Origin of the sequence: Comamonas koreensis, assembly GCF_014076495.1 — a bacterium.
Lineage (GTDB): Bacteria > Pseudomonadota > Gammaproteobacteria > Burkholderiales > Burkholderiaceae_C > Comamonas > Comamonas squillarum.
In genome coordinates, this window is record NZ_CP043575.1 from 4,693,628 (window position 1) to 4,711,550 (window position 17,923).

The following is a 17,923-nucleotide window of genomic DNA, read 5'->3' on the forward strand; positions in this document are numbered from 1 at the left end:
GGACCTAGTAGTTGCCCCCTTGAAGATGGCTTCAAGGCGCAGGCATAATGGACACAGTTTAAAAAATTGGGGTTAGATTATGCTGGACCGAGATGGCTTTAGGCCAAACGTCGGCATCATCCTGCTCAACCAGCGCAATCAGGTGTTTTGGGGCAAGCGCATCCGCACCCATAGCTGGCAGTTTCCGCAGGGTGGTATTGACCGTGGAGAAACCCCCGAGCAGGCGATGTTTCGAGAGCTGCATGAGGAAGTGGGCTTGCGACCGGAGCATGTACGTATTGTGGCTAGAACGCGGGATTGGCTACGGTACGAGGTGCCCGAACGCTTCATCCGCCGCGATGCCAGGGGCTATTATCGCGGACAAAAGCAGATTTGGTTTTTGCTCCAGTTAACAGGCCACGACTGGGACCTGAATCTGCGCGCCACCAACCACCCGGAGTTTGATGCATGGCGCTGGAATGACTACTGGGTGCCGCTCGATGTGGTGGTGGAATTCAAGCGCGGCGTCTACGAAATGGCCTTGACCGAGCTGTCGCGTTTTGTGCCACGCAACGATCCGCGTAACCGCTATTTGCGCAGTAATGCGCGTGCGCGCGATGGTGAGCCGCATGAGCCAGACCCGGCGCTGACCGAGACCTTGCAGGTGTCGGTGACGACCACCACGGTGGTGAGCTACCACTCTCCGCTGCGCATGATGCAGGAGATGGAGCTGCCGCCCGGCGCCAGCTTTGACCCGGACCCGGGCAATGCCGGGCGTGACCCGCAGCAAAACGGCTGACAATGGCTGACGGCTGACCGGTGGCTACATGCAAAAAGCGTCCCGAGGGACGCTTTTTTGTGCTTGCACGGCGCTCGTGTGATCCGCCGCCGCAGGCCCTGTCGGGCCAAACAGGCCAAACGGGCTTAGCGGGCCCCGATCAATGCCCCGTCAATACCATGTTGTCACGGTGCAGCATCTCGGGCTCACCGGTGTAGCCCAGCAGTTGCTCAAATTCTGACGATGGCTTGCGGCACAGGCGCCGCGCCTCGGCGCTGCTGTAGTTGGCCAGGCCGCGTGCCAGCTCCACGCCTTGCGGGTCGCGCACGCCAATCACCTCGCCGCGCGAGAACTCACCATGCACGCTCACCATGCCGATGGGCAGCAAGCTCTTGCCGTCGCTGCGCAGCTTCAGGGCAGCGCCTTCGTCCACCGTCACATAGCCATGCATCTGCAGGTGGTCCATCATCCACTGCTTGCGCGCCTGGTTCTTGTGGGTATCGGCGACCAGCAAGGTGCCGATGGCCTCACCTGCGGCCAGGCGCAGCAGCACATTCTGCTCGCGCCCCCAGGCAATCACCGTGGATGCGCCCGAGCCAGCCGCGCGCTTGGCGGCCAGGATCTTGGTGAGCATGCCGCCCTTGCCAATACCGGAGCCGGCACCACCGGCCATCGCTTCGAGCTTCAGGTCACCCGCTTGCGCCTCGTGCACAAATTGGGCGTCCGGGTTCTTGCGGGGATCGGCGGTGTAGAGGCCCTTCTGGTCCGTCAGAATCACCAGCGCGTCGGCCTCGACCAGGTTGGCCACCAGCGCACCCAGGGTGTCGTTGTCGCCAAACTTGATTTCGTCGTTGACCACCGTGTCGTTTTCGTTGATGACCGGCACCACCCCCAGCTGCAGCAAGGTCAGCAAGGTGACGCGGGCATTGAGGTAGCGCTCGCGGTCGGCCAGGTCGGCATGGGTCAGCAGCACCTGGGCGCTGCCCAGGTTTTGCTCGCGCAGCTTGGTCTCGTACATCTGCACCAGGCCCATCTGGCCGACAGCCGCTGCCGCCTGCAGCTCATGGATCTCCTTGGGACGCTGCTGCCAGCCCAGGCGCTTCATGCCCTCGGCCACCGCGCCGCTGGAGACCATGATCACCTCGCGCTTGGCCCCGCCCTCGCCATGCACCAGCGCGGCGAGCTGGCGGCTCCATTCGGTGATGGCGCCTTCATCGAGGCCCTTGCCTTCGTTGGTGACCAGACTGGAGCCGACTTTGACGACGATGCGACGTGCGTCGCGCAGAACATTCGATGCCATTTTTGCTTTTTCCGGCATTGCGCCCGCCTGGCAAGCGCAAGCAGCTATCCAACAATGAGAAATCTAGGGTGCAAGGGTTGCCACTCAGTCCGGCGACGAAAAACGCGGGTCGTCCGAGAAGTCGGGCGCATCCTGCTCGGCGCCTGCCGCAAAGCGCGGATCGACCTCTTGGGGCTCCTGCTCGGCCTTTTGCATCTTGTGCACGAACTGGAAGATCTCCTTGATCAGCGGCTCGCAGCCCTCGCGGGTCAGCGCCGAGATCTCGTAGACCGGGCCCTTCCACTTGTAGCGCTTGACAAAATCCTTGACCTTGGCGACCCGCTCGTCGCCGGGCACCATGTCCAGCTTGTTGAGCACCAGCCAGCGCGGCTTGTTGTAGAGCTCCTCGTCGTACTTCTTGAGCTCGCCGACAATCGCCTTGGCCTGCGCGACAGGGTCCACGCCCTCGTCAAACGGTGCCAGATCCACAATATGCAGCAGCAAGCGCGTGCGCTGCAGGTGGCGCAGGAACTGGTGGCCCAGGCCGGCACCGTCCGAGGCGCCTTCGATGAGGCCAGGAATGTCGGCCACCACAAAGCTCTTTTCCGGCCCCACGCGCACCACGCCCAGGTTCGGGTGCAAGGTGGTGAAGGGGTAGTCGGCAATCTTGGGGCGGGCGTTGGAGACCGCCGAGATAAAGGTCGACTTGCCGGCATTGGGCATGCCCAGCAGGCCCACATCGGCCAGCACCTTGAGCTCCAGCTTCAGGTTGCGGCGCTCGCCTTTCCAGCCCGGGGTCTTCTGGCGCGGCGCACGGTTGATTGCGCTCTTGAAACGCAGGTTGCCAAAACCGCCGTCACCGCCCTTGGCGATGGTGATGACCTCGCCCGGGTTGAGCAGCTCAAACAGCACTTCGCCCGTTTGCGCATCGGTGATGATCGTGCCCACCGGCATGTGCAAGGTGATGTCCTTGCCCGCGCTGCCGAACATGTCCGATCCCTTGCCGTGCTCACCGCGCTCGGCCTCGTGGCGGCGCGAGTAGCGGTAATCGATCAGGGTGTTGAGGTTGACATCGGCCAGCGCGTACACATGGCCGCCGCGGCCGCCGTCGCCGCCATCGGGGCCACCGAATTCCTTGTACTTTTCATGGCGGAACGACACACAGCCATTGCCACCATCGCCAGCTGCAATGTCAATAAACGCTTCATCTACGAATTTCATGGTCGTTATCCACCCGCCCTGGTACAGGAATTACGGGAATTGTTCTGCTGCATACCGATACATGCAGCCTTGCCAAAACCGCTATTGTCGCACCGAGGCGCCAGGCGGTCCGGCCCAAAAACACCAAAGCCCCGACTGCGCGGGGCTTTGGACAAGGCCAATGAAGGCCTTCAAGACACTTGTCTTGTCTTAAGCAGCCTTGGTGATGCTCACCGTGTGCTTGGACAAAGCGCCCTTGGTTTCGAACGACACGTGGCCGTCCACCAGAGCAAACAAGGTGTGGTCCTTGCCCACGCCGACATTGGTGCCGGGGTGGAACTTGGTGCCGCGTTGACGCACGATGATCGAACCGGCGCTGATCAATTGACCACCGAAAGCTTTCACACCCAGCATCTTTGGCTTGGAATCACGTCCGTTGCGCGTAGAGCCGCCGCCTTTTTTCTGTGCCATGAGATATAGCTCCTGTTAAGCTGCAATCGCACCGATTTGCAGCTCAGTGAACTGCTGGCGATGGCCTTGGCGCTTTTGATAGTGCTTACGACGACGCATCTTGAAAATGCGCACCTTGTCGTGCTTGCCGTGGGCTACTACCGTAACCGTCACAGTTGCTCCGGACACCAAGGGCGTACCAACCTTCAACTCTGCGCCGTCGCCGACTGCCAGAACCTGGTCGATCACGATTTCTTGGCCTACGTCCGCAGCGATCTGTTCTACCTTGATTTTTTCGCCGGAAGCAACACGATACTGTTTGCCACCGGTTTTTATGACCGCGTACATAAGAACCTCTAAAAAGGGGATAGCTTGCAAAGAAATTTCGCAAGAGCCGAAGATTGTAGCACGGGGTCTGAAAAGACGCAAACCCTGCACGCTTTTGCACCACAACCGGGCCAGAAAGCGCATCCGCGAGACGGACAACCGGGCATGTCTGCAAGTGGCGCTGCTCTCGTTTCTATAATGCGATATCCATAAAATGCCGAGATAGCCGCCTTGTCCGAGTCCAACACTCCCAACCCGTCCAACCCCTTGAGCCTCGTCGCCGGTGATATGCGGCAGGTGGATGCCGTGATTGCCAGGCGCCTGAGCTCCTCCGTTCCACTGATCGGCGAGGTATCGCACTACATCATCTCGGCGGGCGGCAAGCGCCTGCGCCCGGCACTGCTGCTGCTGGTGGCCGGCGCGCTGGAGTACCGGGGCGAGCAGCATTTCAACCTGGCGGCGGTGGTCGAGTTCATCCACACCGCCACCTTGCTGCACGACGATGTGGTGGACGAGTCCACGATGCGGCGCGGCAAACCTACCGCCAACGAGAGCTTTGGCAATGCCGCCAGTGTGCTCGTCGGTGATTTTCTGCACTCACGCGCCTTCCAGATGATGGTTGATGCCGACAGCATGCGAGTCATGCAGATCCTGTCGGAGGCGACCAACATCATTGCCGAGGGCGAGGTGCAGCAGCTGATCAACACCCACAATGTCGATCTCGACGAGGCTGGCTACCTCTCGGTCATCCGCTCCAAAACCGCCAAGCTGTTTGAAGCCAGCGCCCGCCTTGCTGCCGTGCTGACGGACGCACCCGCAGCGCTGGAGGAGGCCTGCGCCAACTATGGCCGCTCGCTGGGCACGGCCTTCCAGGTGATTGACGACGCACTGGACTATGACGGCGACACTACCGTAATGGGCAAGAATATTGGCGATGATTTGCGCGAAGGCAAGGTCACCCTGCCCCTGATCATTGCCATGCAGCGCGCCAGCGCCGATGATAGGCAGATGATTGTCAGCGCGATTGAGCAGGGCTCCACCCCGCATATGGCCCATATCGTGCAGGTCGTCAAGGACACCGGCTCGCTGCAAGCCACGCGGGCAGCGGCTGCGCTGCAGGCCCAGGAGGCCATCGACTGTCTGGCTTTATTGCCCAGCAATGCCTACACCCAGGCACTGACCACACTGGCCTCGCAGTTGCTGGACCGCCGAGAGTAAGCACCAAGGCGAGTGCACATGGGCCAAGGGTACCGTGCAGACTGTCGCAGATCCACTGCAGTGGCGCGGCCTGCAGGGTGCATTTCTTTGTTAAATCTCCGAACAACTGCTACAGTTTGCCGGATTACGCAGCGAGGCTATCGACGATAGGCGTCTTCCCTTTACATGCCTGACATCAACACCCCCCCCAAAGCCGTCGCCCTCCCCGGCATTGCCAGAGCGCTGGTAGCCAGTGGAAAGCTTCCTGTTGCCAAGGCGGAGGCCTTGTACGCCACCAGTCTCAAAAGCAAGAACAGCTTCATTGGAGAGCTGGTGGCCAGTGGTGCCGTCTCCGGCAGCGATGTAGCCAGCATCATCTCGACGGTCTATGGCGCGCCGCTGGTCGACCTCGATGCTATCGATTTGACCCGGCTGGCAACAGGTTTGCTTGATCCCAAACTGGCGCTCAGCAACAAGATCATTCCCCTGGCCAAACGCGGCAACCGGCTGATCGTCGTTACCGCCGACCCGACCGACCACTCGGTGGCCGAGCAGATCAAGTTCTCCACCCAGCTGAGCGTGGACTGGGTGATTGCAGAACATTCCAAGCTGGTCAAGGCGCTGGAGTCTGTTGCGAAAAAGGGCGGCGACAACATCCAGGACATGATCACCGGCGATGTCAACCTCAATGAATTCGAGATTGATGATGAGTCGGTGAACACCGACACCGCGAGCAATGACGGAGATGAGGTCGAAGATGCGCCCATCGTCAAGTTTTTGCAGAAGATGCTGATTGACGCATTCAATATGCGTGCATCGGACTTGCATTTCGAACCCTATGAGCACCAGTACCGCATCCGCTTTCGCATCGATGGAGAGCTGCGCGAAATCGCTTCGCCGCCCCCGGGCATCAAGGACAAGCTGGCATCGCGGATCAAGGTGATCTCGCGCCTGGATATCTCGGAAAAGCGCGTGCCGCAGGACGGCCGCATGAAGCTCAAGATCGGCGCGGATCGGGTGATCGATTTCCGGGTCAGCACCTTGCCCACCTTGTTTGGCGAAAAGATCGTGATCCGTATTCTCGATCCGAGCAGCGCCAAGCTGGGCATTGATGCACTGGGCTATGAGCCCGAAGAGAAGGAGCGCCTGCTCAGCGCCATCAAGCGCCCGTACGGCATGATTCTGGTCACGGGGCCCACGGGTTCGGGCAAGACCGTGTCGCTCTACACCTGCCTGAATATTCTCAATACGCCAGCGGTCAATATAGCGACTGCCGAAGACCCGTCGGAAATCAACCTGCCCGGGGTCAACCAGGTCAATGTCAATGAAAAGGCCGGTCTGACCTTTGCGACCGCGCTCAAGTCCTTTCTGCGCCAGGATCCCGACATCATCATGGTCGGTGAAATCCGTGACCTGGAGACGGCCGACATCGCCATCAAGGCGGCGCAGACCGGTCACTTGGTGCTGTCGACCCTGCACACCAACGACGCCCCCACCACCTTGACGCGTATGCGCAATATGGGGATCGCGCCCTTCAATATCGCGTCGAGCGTGATCTTGATCACCGCGCAGCGCCTGGCACGCAAGCTCTGCCCGATCTGCAAGCGCCCCACCGAAATCCCCCATGAAGCGCTGCTGGAAGCGGGCTTCAAGGAAGAGGACCTGGATGGCACCTGGATGCCCTACGAGCCCGTTGGCTGCGACGCCTGCAACAATGGCTACAAGGGCCGCCTGGGCATCTACCAAGTGATGCCCATCTCCGAAGAAACACAGCGCATCATCTTGCGCGATGGCAGCGCACTGGAAATCGCCGAGCAAGCCGACATAGAAAATGTCCGCTCCTTGCGCACGTCAGGCCTGCACAAAGTCAAAAAGGGACTGACCTCACTCGAAGAGGTCTTAGCCGTCACCAACGAATAAAGCAATGAGGGCAGGGATAAATGGCAACCACAGTCAACAAGAAAACATCGAACGAAGCCGTTTATGAGTGGGAAGGCAAGGACCGCAACGGCAAGATCGTGCGCGGCGAGTCCCGCGCGGGTGGAGAAAACCAGGTCATCGCGTCGCTGCGCCGGCAGGGCATTTTGCCGTCCAAGATCAAAAAGCGCCGCATGCGCTCGGGCAAGCGCATCAAGCCCAAGGACATCGCCTTGTTCACGCGCCAGCTGGCCACGATGATGAAGGCCGGTGTGCCTTTGCTGCAGGCTTTTGACATTGTCGGCCGGGGCAGCACCAACCCCAGCGTGACCAAGCTGCTCAACGATGTACGCAGCGATGTGGAGTCGGGCTCGTCACTGAGCACCGCCTTTCGCCGCCATCCGATGTACTTCAATGCGCTGTATTGCAACCTCGTCGAGGCCGGTGAGGCAGCCGGTATTTTGGAAGGCCTGCTCGACCGCTTGGCCACCTACATGGAAAAGACCGAGGCCATCAAGAGCAAGATCCGCTCGGCCCTGATGTACCCGACTTCGGTGATCATCGTCGCCTTTGTCGTGGTGGCCATCATCATGATCTTTGTGATTCCGGCGTTCAAAGAGGTGTTTACGTCGTTTGGCGCCGACCTGCCCGGCCCCACCTTGATCGTGATGGCCATCAGTGATTTCTTTGTCAGTTACTGGTACCTGATCTTTTTTGGCATTGGCGGCAGCATCTACTTCTTTTTGCAGGCCTGGAAGCGCAGCGAGAAAATGCAGCGCACCATGGACCGCTGGCTGCTGAAGGTGCCGATCTTTGGCCCCTTGATTGAAAAATCCTGCGTGGCACGCTGGACGCGCACCTTGTCGACCATGTTTGCAGCTGGTGTTCCCCTGGTCGAAGCGCTGGACTCGGTGGGTGGCGCCTCCGGCAATGCCGTGTTTGCGGTGGCAACCGAGAAGATCCAGGCGCAGGTCTCTACCGGCACCAGCCTCACAGTCGCCATGTCGGATGCCCATGTGTTCCCCTCGATGGTGCTGCAGATGTGCGCGATCGGTGAGGAATCCGGCTCCATCGACCATATGCTGGGCAAAGCGGCAGACTTTTACGAAGCCGAGGTGGACGAGGCCGTTGCCGGCCTGTCCAGCCTGATGGAGCCCATCATCATCGTGTTTCTGGGCACGATCATCGGCGGCATTGTGGTGTCGATGTACCTGCCGATCTTCAAGCTGGGCCAGGTGGTGTAAGCATGTCAGAAGCGCAATTGAACACAGGGCTGTTTGCCCTGCTGGGCCTGCTGGTGGGCAGCTTTTTGAATGTGGTGGTGCACCGCCTGCCGCTGATGCTGGAACGCCAATGGCGGCGTGATGCCCAGGACATGCTGGCAGCTACGGACAGTACCCAAGCACCGCAGGCAGCGCCTGAGGCTGATGTCAAAACAGACCGCTTTAACCTCTGGACCCCCGCCTCACGCTGCCCCCATTGCAGCCACCAGATCCGCTGGTACGAGAACGTGCCCGTGGTCAGCTGGCTTTTTCTGAAGGGGCGCTGCAGCCAGTGCAAAGCGCGTATTTCTGCCCGCTACCCCGTCGTAGAAATCGCCAACAGCCTGCTCTGGGCCTACTGCATCCACCGCTGGGGCCTGGGCGCCACGGGCCTGGCCTGGTGCTTTTTTGCATCGGTGCTGCTGACTGCGGCGCTGATCGACTGGGACACGACCCTGCTGCCCGATGACCTGACCTTGCCGCTGCTCTGGGCAGGCTTGCTGGCCAGTGCGATGGGCTGGATCGATGTGCCGCTCAAGGACTCGCTGTTTGGTGCCGCCATTGGCTACCTGGCGCTCTGGCTCATTTACTGGGCCTTCAAGCTGCTGACCGGCAAGGAAGGCATGGGCTATGGTGATTTCAAGCTGCTGGCTGCGCTGGGCGCCTGGTTTGGCTGGCAAGCGCTGATACCTATTGCACTGTTTTCGTCGGTGGTGGGCGCGGTGATCGGCATTGCCATGAAGATCTTTTCCAACCTGCGCGAAGGCGGCTATATCCCCTTTGGCCCCTTTCTCGCAGGTGCCGGCTTCTTGGTCATGTGGTTCGGCACCGGTATCGTCGACCGCCTGCTGCAGCCCTGATATGCGGCCACGCATTGGCGTTACCGGGGGTATTGGCAGCGGCAAAAGCACCGTCGCCCAGGGCTTTGCCAAATGGGGCTGCCATGTGATCGATGCCGACCGCATTGCCCGCGAGTTGACCCTGCCGGGCGGCGCGGCTATCGTCCCGATTGCGGCGCAGATGGGTGCCCACTTTATCGATGCGGACGGTGCGCTCGACCGCGCACAGATGCGCGAAGCCGCCTTTCGCGATCCCGCCTACAAGGCACTGCTCGAAGCGATCTTGCACCCCTTGATCCGCCAACAGATTGACCAGCAGTACCAGCATGCCTGCAGCGCCACCAATTCGCCCCTGGTAATCTTCGATATCCCGCTGCTGGCCGAGTCCAGCCAGTGGAGCCCACGCCTGGACCAGGTCATCGTGGTCGATTGCCTGGAGAGCACGCAAATAGCCCGCGTGCAGCAGCGAAATCAGCTGGCCGCGTCAGCGATCGAGGCCATCATGGCCCAGCAAGCGAGCCGGCTGCAGCGCCTGCGCAAGGCCGATTGGGTGCTGTGGAATGAAACGCTGTCGTTACAAGCGCTAGGCGAGGCCGTATTCGACCTATACAATGAATTGATAGCGAACTACCGCCCTCTGCAGCCCGACTGATCCGTGATAATTTACGAGTACCCCTTCAACGAACGTGTGCGAGCCTATCTCCGCCTGGAGTACCTGCTGCGCCGGCTTGACGTACTCCTGCAGCGCGACACGGACATCGACCACCATTTCGCCATCACCACCTTGTTCGAGGTGATGGATGTAGCCTCCCGCAGCGACCTCAAGACCGACCTGCTCAAGGACCTCGAACGCCAGCGCCAGCAGTTCAATGCCTACCGCGACAACCCGATGATCGCCGTGGACATGCTCGACAAGGTGATTGGCCAGATCGACGCTGCCCACAGCGAGTTGCGGGCCCAGAACGGCAAGCCCAGCCAGTTGCTGATCGAGAACGAATGGCTGATGGCCATCCGCAACCGCACCGGCATCCCTGGCGGCACCTGCACCTTTGACCTGCCCAGCTACCACGCCTGGCTGCATGCCGACAGCAACAGCCGCCGCGCCGATCTGCAAAGCTGGACGGCCTGTTTTGCGCCGCTGGCCAGCGCCCTCATCTTGCTGCTGCGGCTCTTTCGGGATGCGGGTGCGCCGCAGCGCATTGCAACCGTGCGCGGCCAGTTCCAGCAGAACCTGCCCCAGGGCCGCATCTACCAGCTGCTGCGCCTCAAGATCGACCCCAGCTCCAGCCTCGTGCCCGAGATCAGCGGCAACCGCCTGATGATCTCGATACGCATGCTGCAAAAGACCGACAGCGGGCAGCTGGCGTTGACCACACAGGATGGCCAGTACGAGATGGTGCTCTGCGCCTGAAGAGCCACCTCCAAAACCGCGCAGCCATCGCGCCAGCCGGCTGGCGCCCTACAATGCCTGCATGAGTTCTTCCGCAGACAACGCACTCCCCAGCATCCAGTGCCCCCAGTGTGGCGGCCCTTCCAGCTTTGCACGCAGCAACAGGTTTCGCCCTTTTTGCAGCGAGCGCTGCAAGCTCATTGACCTGGGCGCCTGGGGCAATGAGGATTTTCGGGTGCCCGCCCAATCGCCACCGCTGGACCAGCCCTACGGTGATCCCCGGCTGGAAGACTGAGCCCCCCGACGTTTAGCAACCGCAGCACTTGGCGGTGCTGCCGTTGCTTATTTCACTGCAGCTTGCGCCGCCTGCACATAGGCTTCCGCATCAAAAGGCAGCCCACGCTCCTCGCTCAGCCATTGCAGCACCGGGAAGGAGCCTTCCAGCACCGGGCTCACCGTCAGCGGCAACTGCTGCCAGGACATCTGCTGGCCTTCACGCATCTCAAAATCACCCGACCACTGCGTCACCTTGCACCAGTGCAAGCGCACCAAGGCATGGCTGTAGTCATGCTCGGTCACCTTCCAGGCGATGCAGTTTTCGATGCGGATGCCCAGCTCCTCGACCAGCTCACGGCGCAGCGCCTCTTCGACGGTCTCGCCCGCTTCGAGCTTGCCGCCGGGAAACTCCCACCAGCCCGCGCGGGGCTTGCCCAGGGGGCGGCTGGTTATCAGCAGGGCATTGTCACTTTCGCGGATCAGCACGCCCACAGCCACTTCGGTGTGGCTGCGGGTCTCGGTGGTATCAGTCTGGCTCATAGGTCTTCATGGGCTGCCAGCACAGCAGCCCGGTATATTCAATCCTGGGCCTCTTCGCCCAGGTCGGCCACATCGGCAATTTTCTGGCGACCTTGCACCTCGCGGTGGCTGCGGCCAGCCCAGTCACGGGCAAACTGGTGGGCCACCCGGCCGCTGCGCGAGCCGCGCTCCAGCGCCCAGACCAGGGCCTCGGGCCGGGCAGCCTCGATATCCGCCTCCGCCACACCCAGCGCTGAGAGCCACTGGCCCACTACGCGCAGGTACTCGTCCTGGCTGAACGGGTAGAAACTCACCCACAGGCCAAAACGCTCGGACAGCGAAATCTTCTCTTCCACCACTTCGCCGGGGTGGATCTCGCCGTTCTCGCCCTTTTGCTGGGCCAGGTTGTCGGTCATGTACTCGGGCAGCAGATGGCGCCGGTTGCTGGTCGCATAGACCAGCACATTCGGTGTGGCCGCAGAGACCGAGCCATCCAGGATCGACTTCATCGCCTTGTAGCCGGGCTCGCCCTCTTCAAAACTCAGGTCATCGCAGTAGATGATGAATTTCTCGGGCCGGCCAGCGACCACATCGACGATATCAGGCAGGTCGGTGAGATCGGCCTTGTCCACCTCGATGAGGCGCAGGCCCTGGGGCGCATAGGCATGCAGGCAGGCGCGGATCAGGGACGACTTGCCAGTACCGCGCGCGCCCGTCAGCAGCACATTGTTGGCGGTGCTGCCTTGCACAAACTGCTCGGTGTTGCGCGCAATCTTCTCTTTTTGCCCGTCGATGTTCTGCAGGTCGGACAAGGACATCGCCCCGACATGGCGCACCGGCTCCAGCACGCCACAGCCATTGGCCCGCTTGCGGTAGCGCCAGGCAATGGCATCACTCCAGTCGGCCGGCGCCTGCAGCGCCTGGGGCAGGACGGACTCGATGCGCTGCATCAGCTGCTCGGCGCGCTGCACCAGGCGCTCAAGCGGGGAGAGGGAAGAGTGGGAAGACTCGGTCATGGTATCCAGACGCACAGGGTTGGGATGCCAGCGGGGCCGGACCCCGCCCTGCTTGGGGGCAGTCCAGCGCGCTGGCCAAGCGGTATCAGGAGCGGTAGTCCGCGTTGATGCTCACATAGTCATGGCTCAGGTCGCAGGTCCACAGCTGGGTGGATGCGTTGCCACGGCCCAGCTGCACGCGCACCACAATCTCCTGCTGCTTCATCACGCGCTGGCCATCGGCCTCCTGGTAGGCCGGGTTGCGGCCGCCCTGGGTGGCCACATGCACATCGTCCAGGTACAGCTCGATCTGGGTCTGGTCCAGGTCCTCGATACCGGCATAGCCCACAGCAGCCAGAATGCGTCCCAGGTTGGGGTCGCTAGCAAAGAAAGCCGTTTTGACCAGCGGCGAATGCGCAATCGCATAGGCCACCAGGCGGCATTCTTCTTCGGTACGGCCTTGCTCGACCTCGATCTGGATGAACTTGGTGGCGCCTTCGCCGTCGCGCACAATCGCTTGCGCCAGCTTTTGTGCCACTTCGCGCAGCGCAGCCATCAAGGCTTGGCCATCGGTGGTGTTCCAGTCGCTGATCGGGGCATTGCCGGCCTGGTTGGTAGCGACCACGACAAAGGAGTCATTGGTCGAGGTGTCACCATCGATGGTGATGCGGTTGAACGACTGGTCGGCCAGGGTTTTGGCCAGCGCCGGCATCAGCTCGGGGCTGATGGCTGCGTCGGTGCCCAGAAAACTCAGCATGGTCGCCATATTGGGGCGAATCATGCCCGCGCCCTTGCTGATGCCGGTGATCTGCACCGTCTTGCCGCCCACGGTGGCCGAGGCGGAAAACGCCTTGGGCAAGGTGTCGGTGGTCATGATGCCTTCAGCGGCCTTGGCCCAGTGGCCCGGCTGCGCATCGGCAATGGCGGCAGGCAGGCCCGCAGTGATGCGGTCCACTGGCAGCGGCTCCATGATCACGCCGGTCGAGAACGGCAGCACTTGCTGGGCATCGATCTTCAAGAGGCCTGCCAGCGCATCGCAGGTGGCGTGGGCACGGGCCAGGCCATCGGCGCCGGTGCCGGCATTGGCATTGCCGGTGTTGATGACGATGGCGCGTATCGACTGGCTGTGGCTGGCCAGGTGTTCACGGCAGATCTGCACCGGCGCGGCACAAAAGCGGTTCTTGGTGAACACGCCAGCGACATGGCTGCCCTCGTCCAGCAAGAACACCGTCACATCCTTGCGGTTGGCCTTGCGCACGCCGGCCTCCGTCACACCAATGCGAATACCGGCGACAGGAGCCAGGTCCTGCGCTACTGGGGCTTTCAAATTGACGGGCATATCAGTCTTTTCCTTGAAACCATGAAAAAAACGGGCGATGAACCAGTCAAAGCCCGTTGTGGTGAAGCAATCCGGTAATTTATGCGAGTTTACCGTGGCAGAGCTTGTATTTCTTGCCACTGCCGCATGGGCATGGATCATTGCGGGCCACACGCACGCCTTCAGGCAGCGCCAGCGGCTCGCTGGACTCGGCGTCGCCCGACTCGTCGGGGCCGCTGTAGGTCACATGGGCCGTGCGGTCGTTGCTTTGCTCCAGCTGCTCGGTCGCTTCATCGAGCTGCTCGGGCGAGCGGATCTGCACCGACATCATCACGCGGGTGACCTGGGTCTTGACCTGGTCGATCAGCTGGCTGAACAGCTCGAAAGCCTCGCGCTTGTATTCCTGCTTGGGCTGCTTTTGGGCGTAGCCGCGCAGGTGGATGCCCTGGCGCAGGTAGTCCAAGGCGGCCAGGTGGTCGCGCCAGCTGGAATCCAGGGTCTGCAGCAGCACCGCACGCATGAATTGCATGAAGTTCTCCTTGCCCGCCTGCTCCAGCTTGTCATTGAAGAGGCGTGCGCCTTCGGCAACGACCTTCTCTTCGATTTCCTCGTCGGAGATCGATTCCGCGCCATCGAGCAGCTGCTGCAGTGGCAGGTCGATGTGCCATTCCTCGCGCAGCACCTTCTCCAGACCGGCCAGATCCCACTGCTCTTCCATGGACTGCTCGGGCACATACTGGCGCACGATATCGGCCAGCGCGCTGTCGCGCATGCCGTCGATCATCGGAGCCAGGTCGGCCGCATCCAGAATCTCGTTGCGCTGCTGGTAGATGACCTTGCGCTGGTCATTGGCGACGTCGTCGTACTCGAGCAATTGCTTGCGCATGTCAAAGTTGCGCGCTTCCACCTTGCGCTGCGCGCTTTCGATGGAACGGGTCACAATGCCCGCTTCAATGGCTTCGCCATCGGGCATCTTCAGGCGCTCCATGATGGCCTTGACACGGTCGCCCGCGAAAATGCGCATCAGCTGGTCGTCCAGCGACAGGTAGAAACGCGAGGAGCCACGGTCACCCTGGCGGCCGGCACGGCCACGCAGCTGGTTGTCGATACGGCGCGATTCATGGCGCTCGGTCGCGATGATGCGCAGGCCGCCCAGCTCGGTCACCTTGTCGTGCTCGATCTTCCACTCAGCGCGCAAGGCTTCGACCTTGTTGCGGCGCTCCGTCTCGGACAGCGACTCGTCGGCCTCGATGGCGGAAATCTGCTTTTCGATATTGCCGCCCAGCACGATGTCGGTACCGCGGCCTGCCATGTTGGTCGCGATGGTGATGACGCCGGGGCGCCCCGCCTGGGCAATGATGTCTGCCTCGCGCTCATGCTGCTTGGCGTTGAGCACCTGGTGGGGCAGATTCTCTTTCTTCAGCATCTCGTCGATGATTTCCGAGTTCTCGATCGAGGTCGTGCCCACCAGCACGGGCTGGCCGCGCTCGTAGCACTCCCGGATATCGCTGATCGCCGCCGCATACTTCTCGGGCGTGGTCTTGTAGACGCGGTCCAGCTGGTCATCGCGCTTGCTGGGGCGGTTGGGCGGGATCACCACGGTTTCCAGACCGTAGATTTCCTGGAACTCATAGGCCTCGGTGTCAGCAGTACCGGTCATGCCGCCCAGCTTGTTGTACAGGCGGAAATAGTTCTGGAAGGTGATCGATGCCAGGGTCTGGTTCTCGGCCTGGATTTCCACGCCTTCCTTGGCTTCAACGGCCTGGTGCAGACCTTCGCTCCAGCGGCGGCCCGACATCAGGCGGCCGGTGAACTCATCGACAATCACGACCTCGCCGCCCTGCACCACATAGTGCTGGTCGCGGTGGTAGAGGTGCTGGGCGCGCAGTGCGGCGTACAGCTGGTGCACCAGCGTGATGTTGGCGGGATCGTAGAGCGATGCGCCTTCGGCCAGCATGCCCTTTTCAGCCAGAATGCGCTCTGCCGCTTCGTAGCCTTGCTCGGTCAGGTGGATCTGGTGGCCCTTTTCGTCGACCGTGAAGTCGCCCGGCTTGGTCACGCCCTCGCCGGTGCGGGGGTCGGCTTCGCCTTCCTGGCGCGTGAGCAGTGGCACCACTTCGCGCATCGCCAGGTAGGCGGCGGTGTGGTCTTCGGCCTGGCCGGAGATGATCAAGGGCGTGCGCGCCTCGTCGATCAGGATCGAGTCCACCTCGTCGACGATGGCGAAGTTCAGCCGGCGCTGCACGCGCTCGCTGGCATCTTGCACCATGTTGTCGCGCAGGTAGTCAAAGCCGTACTCGTTGTTCGTACCGTAGGTGATGTCGGAGTTGTAGGCGGCCTGCTTCTCATGCTTGGGCAGCTGCGACAGGTTGATACCCACCGACAGACCCAGGAAGTTGTAGAGGCGCCCCATCCAGGTCGCATCACGCGTGGCCAGGTAGTCATTGACCGTCACCACGTGCACACCATTGCCGCTCAGCGCGTTCAGGTACACGGGCAAGGTCCCCGTCAAGGTCTTGCCTTCGCCGGTACGCATTTCGGCAATCTTGCCGTAATGCAGGGCCATGCCGCCCAGCATCTGCACATCGAAGTGGCGCATCTTCATCACCCGCTTGGAGCCTTCACGCACCACGGCAAATGCCTCGGGCAGGATATTGTCCAGCGACTCTCCGCCAGCGATGCGGTTCTTGAACTCCTGCGTCTTCTCGCGCAATTGTTCGTCGCTGAGCTTTTCGTACTCGGGCTCCATCGCATTGATGCGAGCGACGACCTTGCGGTATTGCTTGAGCAGGCGATCATTGCGACTGCCAAAAATTTTGGTGAAGAAATTGGTTGCCATGCGAACAGAACCACACAACCAGGGAATGCACTTGCGTCCACCCCTGCCATGCGACCGGAATTCCTAGTGATTAGTGTTGTGTCAGATGGAGGCAATGACCCCGGCTTCAATACCGGGAACGACGCCTGCCGAATAAAACATTCTACAACCCTGAATAGAATGCGTTGTGGCAGGTGCATTGCAATGTATGGCTATCGCCCCCGGTCTGCCCCTGACACCCCTATCCAGCCATGACCCAGCCATGACCCAGCCATGATCCAGCCATGATCCAGCCCCAACGCCGGCATTTCGCCGTCACCGTAGAACAAGCCGCGAGCGAGGCGCCCACGTTGGCGAGCCTCGTGGCTTTGACGCGGGAGTCTTCTGCCCGCTTCAAACTGGTGGAGCCGCTGATCCCGCCAATGCTGCGCGCCTCGATCAAGCCCGGCCCGATCGACGGTGACCAGTGGTGCCTGCTGGTGGCCAACAATGCCTGCGCTGCCAAAATGAAGCAGCTGCTGCCGGCGATGGCGGCCCATCTGCGCGTCAAAGGCTACCCGACGGCAGATATTCGCCTCAAAGTACTGCGCTGAGCGACTCCACCAGCGCCGTTAAACGCCACCGGACGCAAAAAAGCCGTTCACAGCACTGGCTGGGAACGGCTTGGGAATCTGGTGCCGGTTATCGGAATCGAACTGATGACCTACCGCTTACAAGGCGGTTGCTCTACCAACTGAGCTAAACCGGCAACACTCGGCATTCTATACGGGATTGCCCGTAACAAAGCCGAATGAGGCCTATTTGACCAGTTTGAGTGAAGGCTTGCCGCCCTTGCCTGCGCGGCCGGGCGACTTGCCGTCAGGCGCCGGAGGCTCGTCGCTGGAGGTCACGACCTGCATCACCGGAGACGCAGCGTTGGCCTCGCCAGCCGGTTCACCCGCATCACCCGCGCTTTCGAGCGCAGCCATCGCGATATCGGCGTCGTCGTCGAGCAGGTCCTCAGGCGGAGGAAAGCCCATGCCCTGGCCGGTTTCACGCGCAAAAATGGCGACCACGCGGCTGACGGGCACCATGATGTCGCGCGGCACACCGCCAAAACGGGCGGTGAACTCGATGTAGTCATTGCCCAGCTTGAGCGCACTCGTTGCGTCATAGCTGATGTTGAGCACAATTTCGCCGTCTTTGACAAACTCGCGCGGCACCAGCACCGTCTTGTCCACGCGAACACTCAGGTACGGGGTCAGGCCATTGTCATTGCACCACTCCACCCAGGCGCGGATCAGGTACGGCTGGGTGGATGTTGTCTGGATTTCACTCATTGGACACTTTCTTCGCGCTCCAGCGCCGCAGAGCACAGCCCTGCGGACGCTGCCCGCCCA

Annotated in this window: 18 protein-coding genes and 1 tRNA gene; 9 read left to right on the forward strand and 10 right to left on the reverse strand. The window is 61.4% G+C overall.

Annotation, left to right across the window (positions count from 1 at the left end; genetic code table 11):
* Window positions 1-79: 79 nt before the first annotated feature.
* Window positions 80-778, forward strand: coding sequence for an RNA pyrophosphohydrolase (locus F0Q04_RS21490; protein ID WP_182343455.1), 699 nt, complete (start codon window positions 80-82; stop codon window positions 776-778).
* Between the two features lie 139 nt (window positions 779-917).
* Here F0Q04_RS21490 and proB read toward each other — a convergent pair whose 3' ends face one another.
* From proB to rplU, 4 genes are all read right to left on the reverse strand, one after another.
* The gene (proB, locus tag F0Q04_RS21495) at window positions 918-2,057 is read right to left on the reverse strand and encodes a glutamate 5-kinase (protein WP_116927078.1); all 1,140 of its coding nucleotides are present in this window, start codon (window positions 2,055-2,057) and stop codon (window positions 918-920) included.
* Between the two features lie 84 nt (window positions 2,058-2,141).
* Window positions 2,142-3,257 (reverse strand): Obg family GTPase CgtA, encoded by a 1,116-nt coding sequence (gene obgE, locus F0Q04_RS21500; RefSeq protein WP_116927079.1) that lies wholly within the window; start codon window positions 3,255-3,257, stop codon window positions 2,142-2,144.
* Between the two features lie 189 nt (window positions 3,258-3,446).
* A complete protein-coding gene (gene rpmA, locus F0Q04_RS21505) occupies window positions 3,447-3,707 on the reverse strand; it encodes a 50S ribosomal protein L27 (RefSeq protein ID WP_021027814.1) in 261 nt (86 codons plus the stop codon).
* Between the two features lie 15 nt (window positions 3,708-3,722).
* Window positions 3,723-4,034 carry a 50S ribosomal protein L21 gene (gene rplU, locus F0Q04_RS21510; protein ID WP_027011098.1) on the reverse strand — a complete coding sequence of 104 codons (312 nt, stop codon included), beginning with the start codon at window positions 4,032-4,034 and terminating at the stop codon, window positions 3,723-3,725.
* 267 nt (window positions 4,035-4,301) lie between these two features.
* Here rplU and F0Q04_RS21515 point away from each other — a divergent pair, with 267 nt between their 5' ends.
* The 7 genes from F0Q04_RS21515 to F0Q04_RS21545 all read left to right on the forward strand — a co-directional run bounded on the left by F0Q04_RS21515 (window position 4,302) and on the right by F0Q04_RS21545 (window position 10,913).
* Complete coding sequence (locus tag F0Q04_RS21515) at window positions 4,302-5,231, forward strand: polyprenyl synthetase family protein (protein WP_182345844.1); 930 nt, start codon at window positions 4,302-4,304, stop codon at window positions 5,229-5,231.
* 165 nt (window positions 5,232-5,396) lie between these two features.
* Entirely contained in the window at window positions 5,397-7,130 is a 1,734-nt protein-coding gene (gene pilB, locus F0Q04_RS21520; RefSeq protein ID WP_116927081.1) for a type IV-A pilus assembly ATPase PilB, read from the forward strand.
* Window positions 7,131-7,150: 20 nt separating this feature from the next.
* On the forward strand, window positions 7,151-8,371 hold the full coding sequence (locus F0Q04_RS21525) for a type II secretion system F family protein (RefSeq protein ID WP_116927082.1): 1,221 nt from the start codon (window positions 7,151-7,153) through the stop codon (window positions 8,369-8,371).
* A 2-nt stretch (window positions 8,372-8,373) separates the two neighbouring features.
* Window positions 8,374-9,249 (forward strand): prepilin peptidase, encoded by an 876-nt coding sequence (locus F0Q04_RS21530; RefSeq protein WP_182343457.1) that lies wholly within the window; start codon window positions 8,374-8,376, stop codon window positions 9,247-9,249.
* Between the two features lies 1 nt (window position 9,250).
* The gene (gene coaE / locus F0Q04_RS21535; protein WP_182343459.1) at window positions 9,251-9,880 is read left to right on the forward strand and encodes a dephospho-CoA kinase; all 630 of its coding nucleotides are present in this window, start codon (window positions 9,251-9,253) and stop codon (window positions 9,878-9,880) included.
* Window positions 9,881-9,883: 3 nt separating this feature from the next.
* A complete protein-coding gene (zapD, locus tag F0Q04_RS21540) occupies window positions 9,884-10,639 on the forward strand; it encodes a cell division protein ZapD (protein ID WP_182343461.1) in 756 nt (251 codons plus the stop codon).
* 61 nt (window positions 10,640-10,700) lie between these two features.
* The gene (locus F0Q04_RS21545) at window positions 10,701-10,913 is read left to right on the forward strand and encodes a DNA gyrase inhibitor YacG (protein WP_116927086.1); all 213 of its coding nucleotides are present in this window, start codon (window positions 10,701-10,703) and stop codon (window positions 10,911-10,913) included.
* Between the two features lie 47 nt (window positions 10,914-10,960).
* Here F0Q04_RS21545 and F0Q04_RS21550 read toward each other — a convergent pair whose 3' ends face one another.
* From F0Q04_RS21550 to secA, 4 genes are all read right to left on the reverse strand, one after another.
* The gene (locus tag F0Q04_RS21550; RefSeq protein WP_182343463.1) at window positions 10,961-11,434 is read right to left on the reverse strand and encodes an NUDIX domain-containing protein; all 474 of its coding nucleotides are present in this window, start codon (window positions 11,432-11,434) and stop codon (window positions 10,961-10,963) included.
* A gap of 38 nt (window positions 11,435-11,472) precedes the next feature.
* Entirely contained in the window at window positions 11,473-12,429 is a 957-nt protein-coding gene (locus tag F0Q04_RS21555; protein WP_116927088.1) for an ATP-binding protein, read from the reverse strand.
* 85 nt (window positions 12,430-12,514) lie between these two features.
* Window positions 12,515-13,747 (reverse strand): bifunctional glutamate N-acetyltransferase/amino-acid acetyltransferase ArgJ, encoded by a 1,233-nt coding sequence (argJ, locus tag F0Q04_RS21560; protein ID WP_182343465.1) that lies wholly within the window; start codon window positions 13,745-13,747, stop codon window positions 12,515-12,517.
* Window positions 13,748-13,826: 79 nt separating this feature from the next.
* Window positions 13,827-16,565 (reverse strand): preprotein translocase subunit SecA, encoded by a 2,739-nt coding sequence (gene secA / locus F0Q04_RS21565; protein WP_182343467.1) that lies wholly within the window; start codon window positions 16,563-16,565, stop codon window positions 13,827-13,829.
* A gap of 263 nt (window positions 16,566-16,828) precedes the next feature.
* Between secA and F0Q04_RS21570 the strand changes: the two genes are divergently transcribed.
* Window positions 16,829-17,137, forward strand: a complete 309-nt coding sequence (locus F0Q04_RS21570) for a hypothetical protein (protein ID WP_116927091.1) — start codon at window positions 16,829-16,831, stop codon at window positions 17,135-17,137.
* 79 nt (window positions 17,138-17,216) lie between these two features.
* Here the strand turns inward: F0Q04_RS21570 and F0Q04_RS21575 are convergent.
* A tRNA-Thr gene (locus tag F0Q04_RS21575) sits at window positions 17,217-17,292 on the reverse strand.
* 49 nt (window positions 17,293-17,341) lie between these two features.
* A complete protein-coding gene (locus F0Q04_RS21580) occupies window positions 17,342-17,863 on the reverse strand; it encodes a ClpXP protease specificity-enhancing factor (RefSeq protein WP_116927092.1) in 522 nt (173 codons plus the stop codon).
* Between the last annotated feature and the right edge of the window lie 60 nt (window positions 17,864-17,923).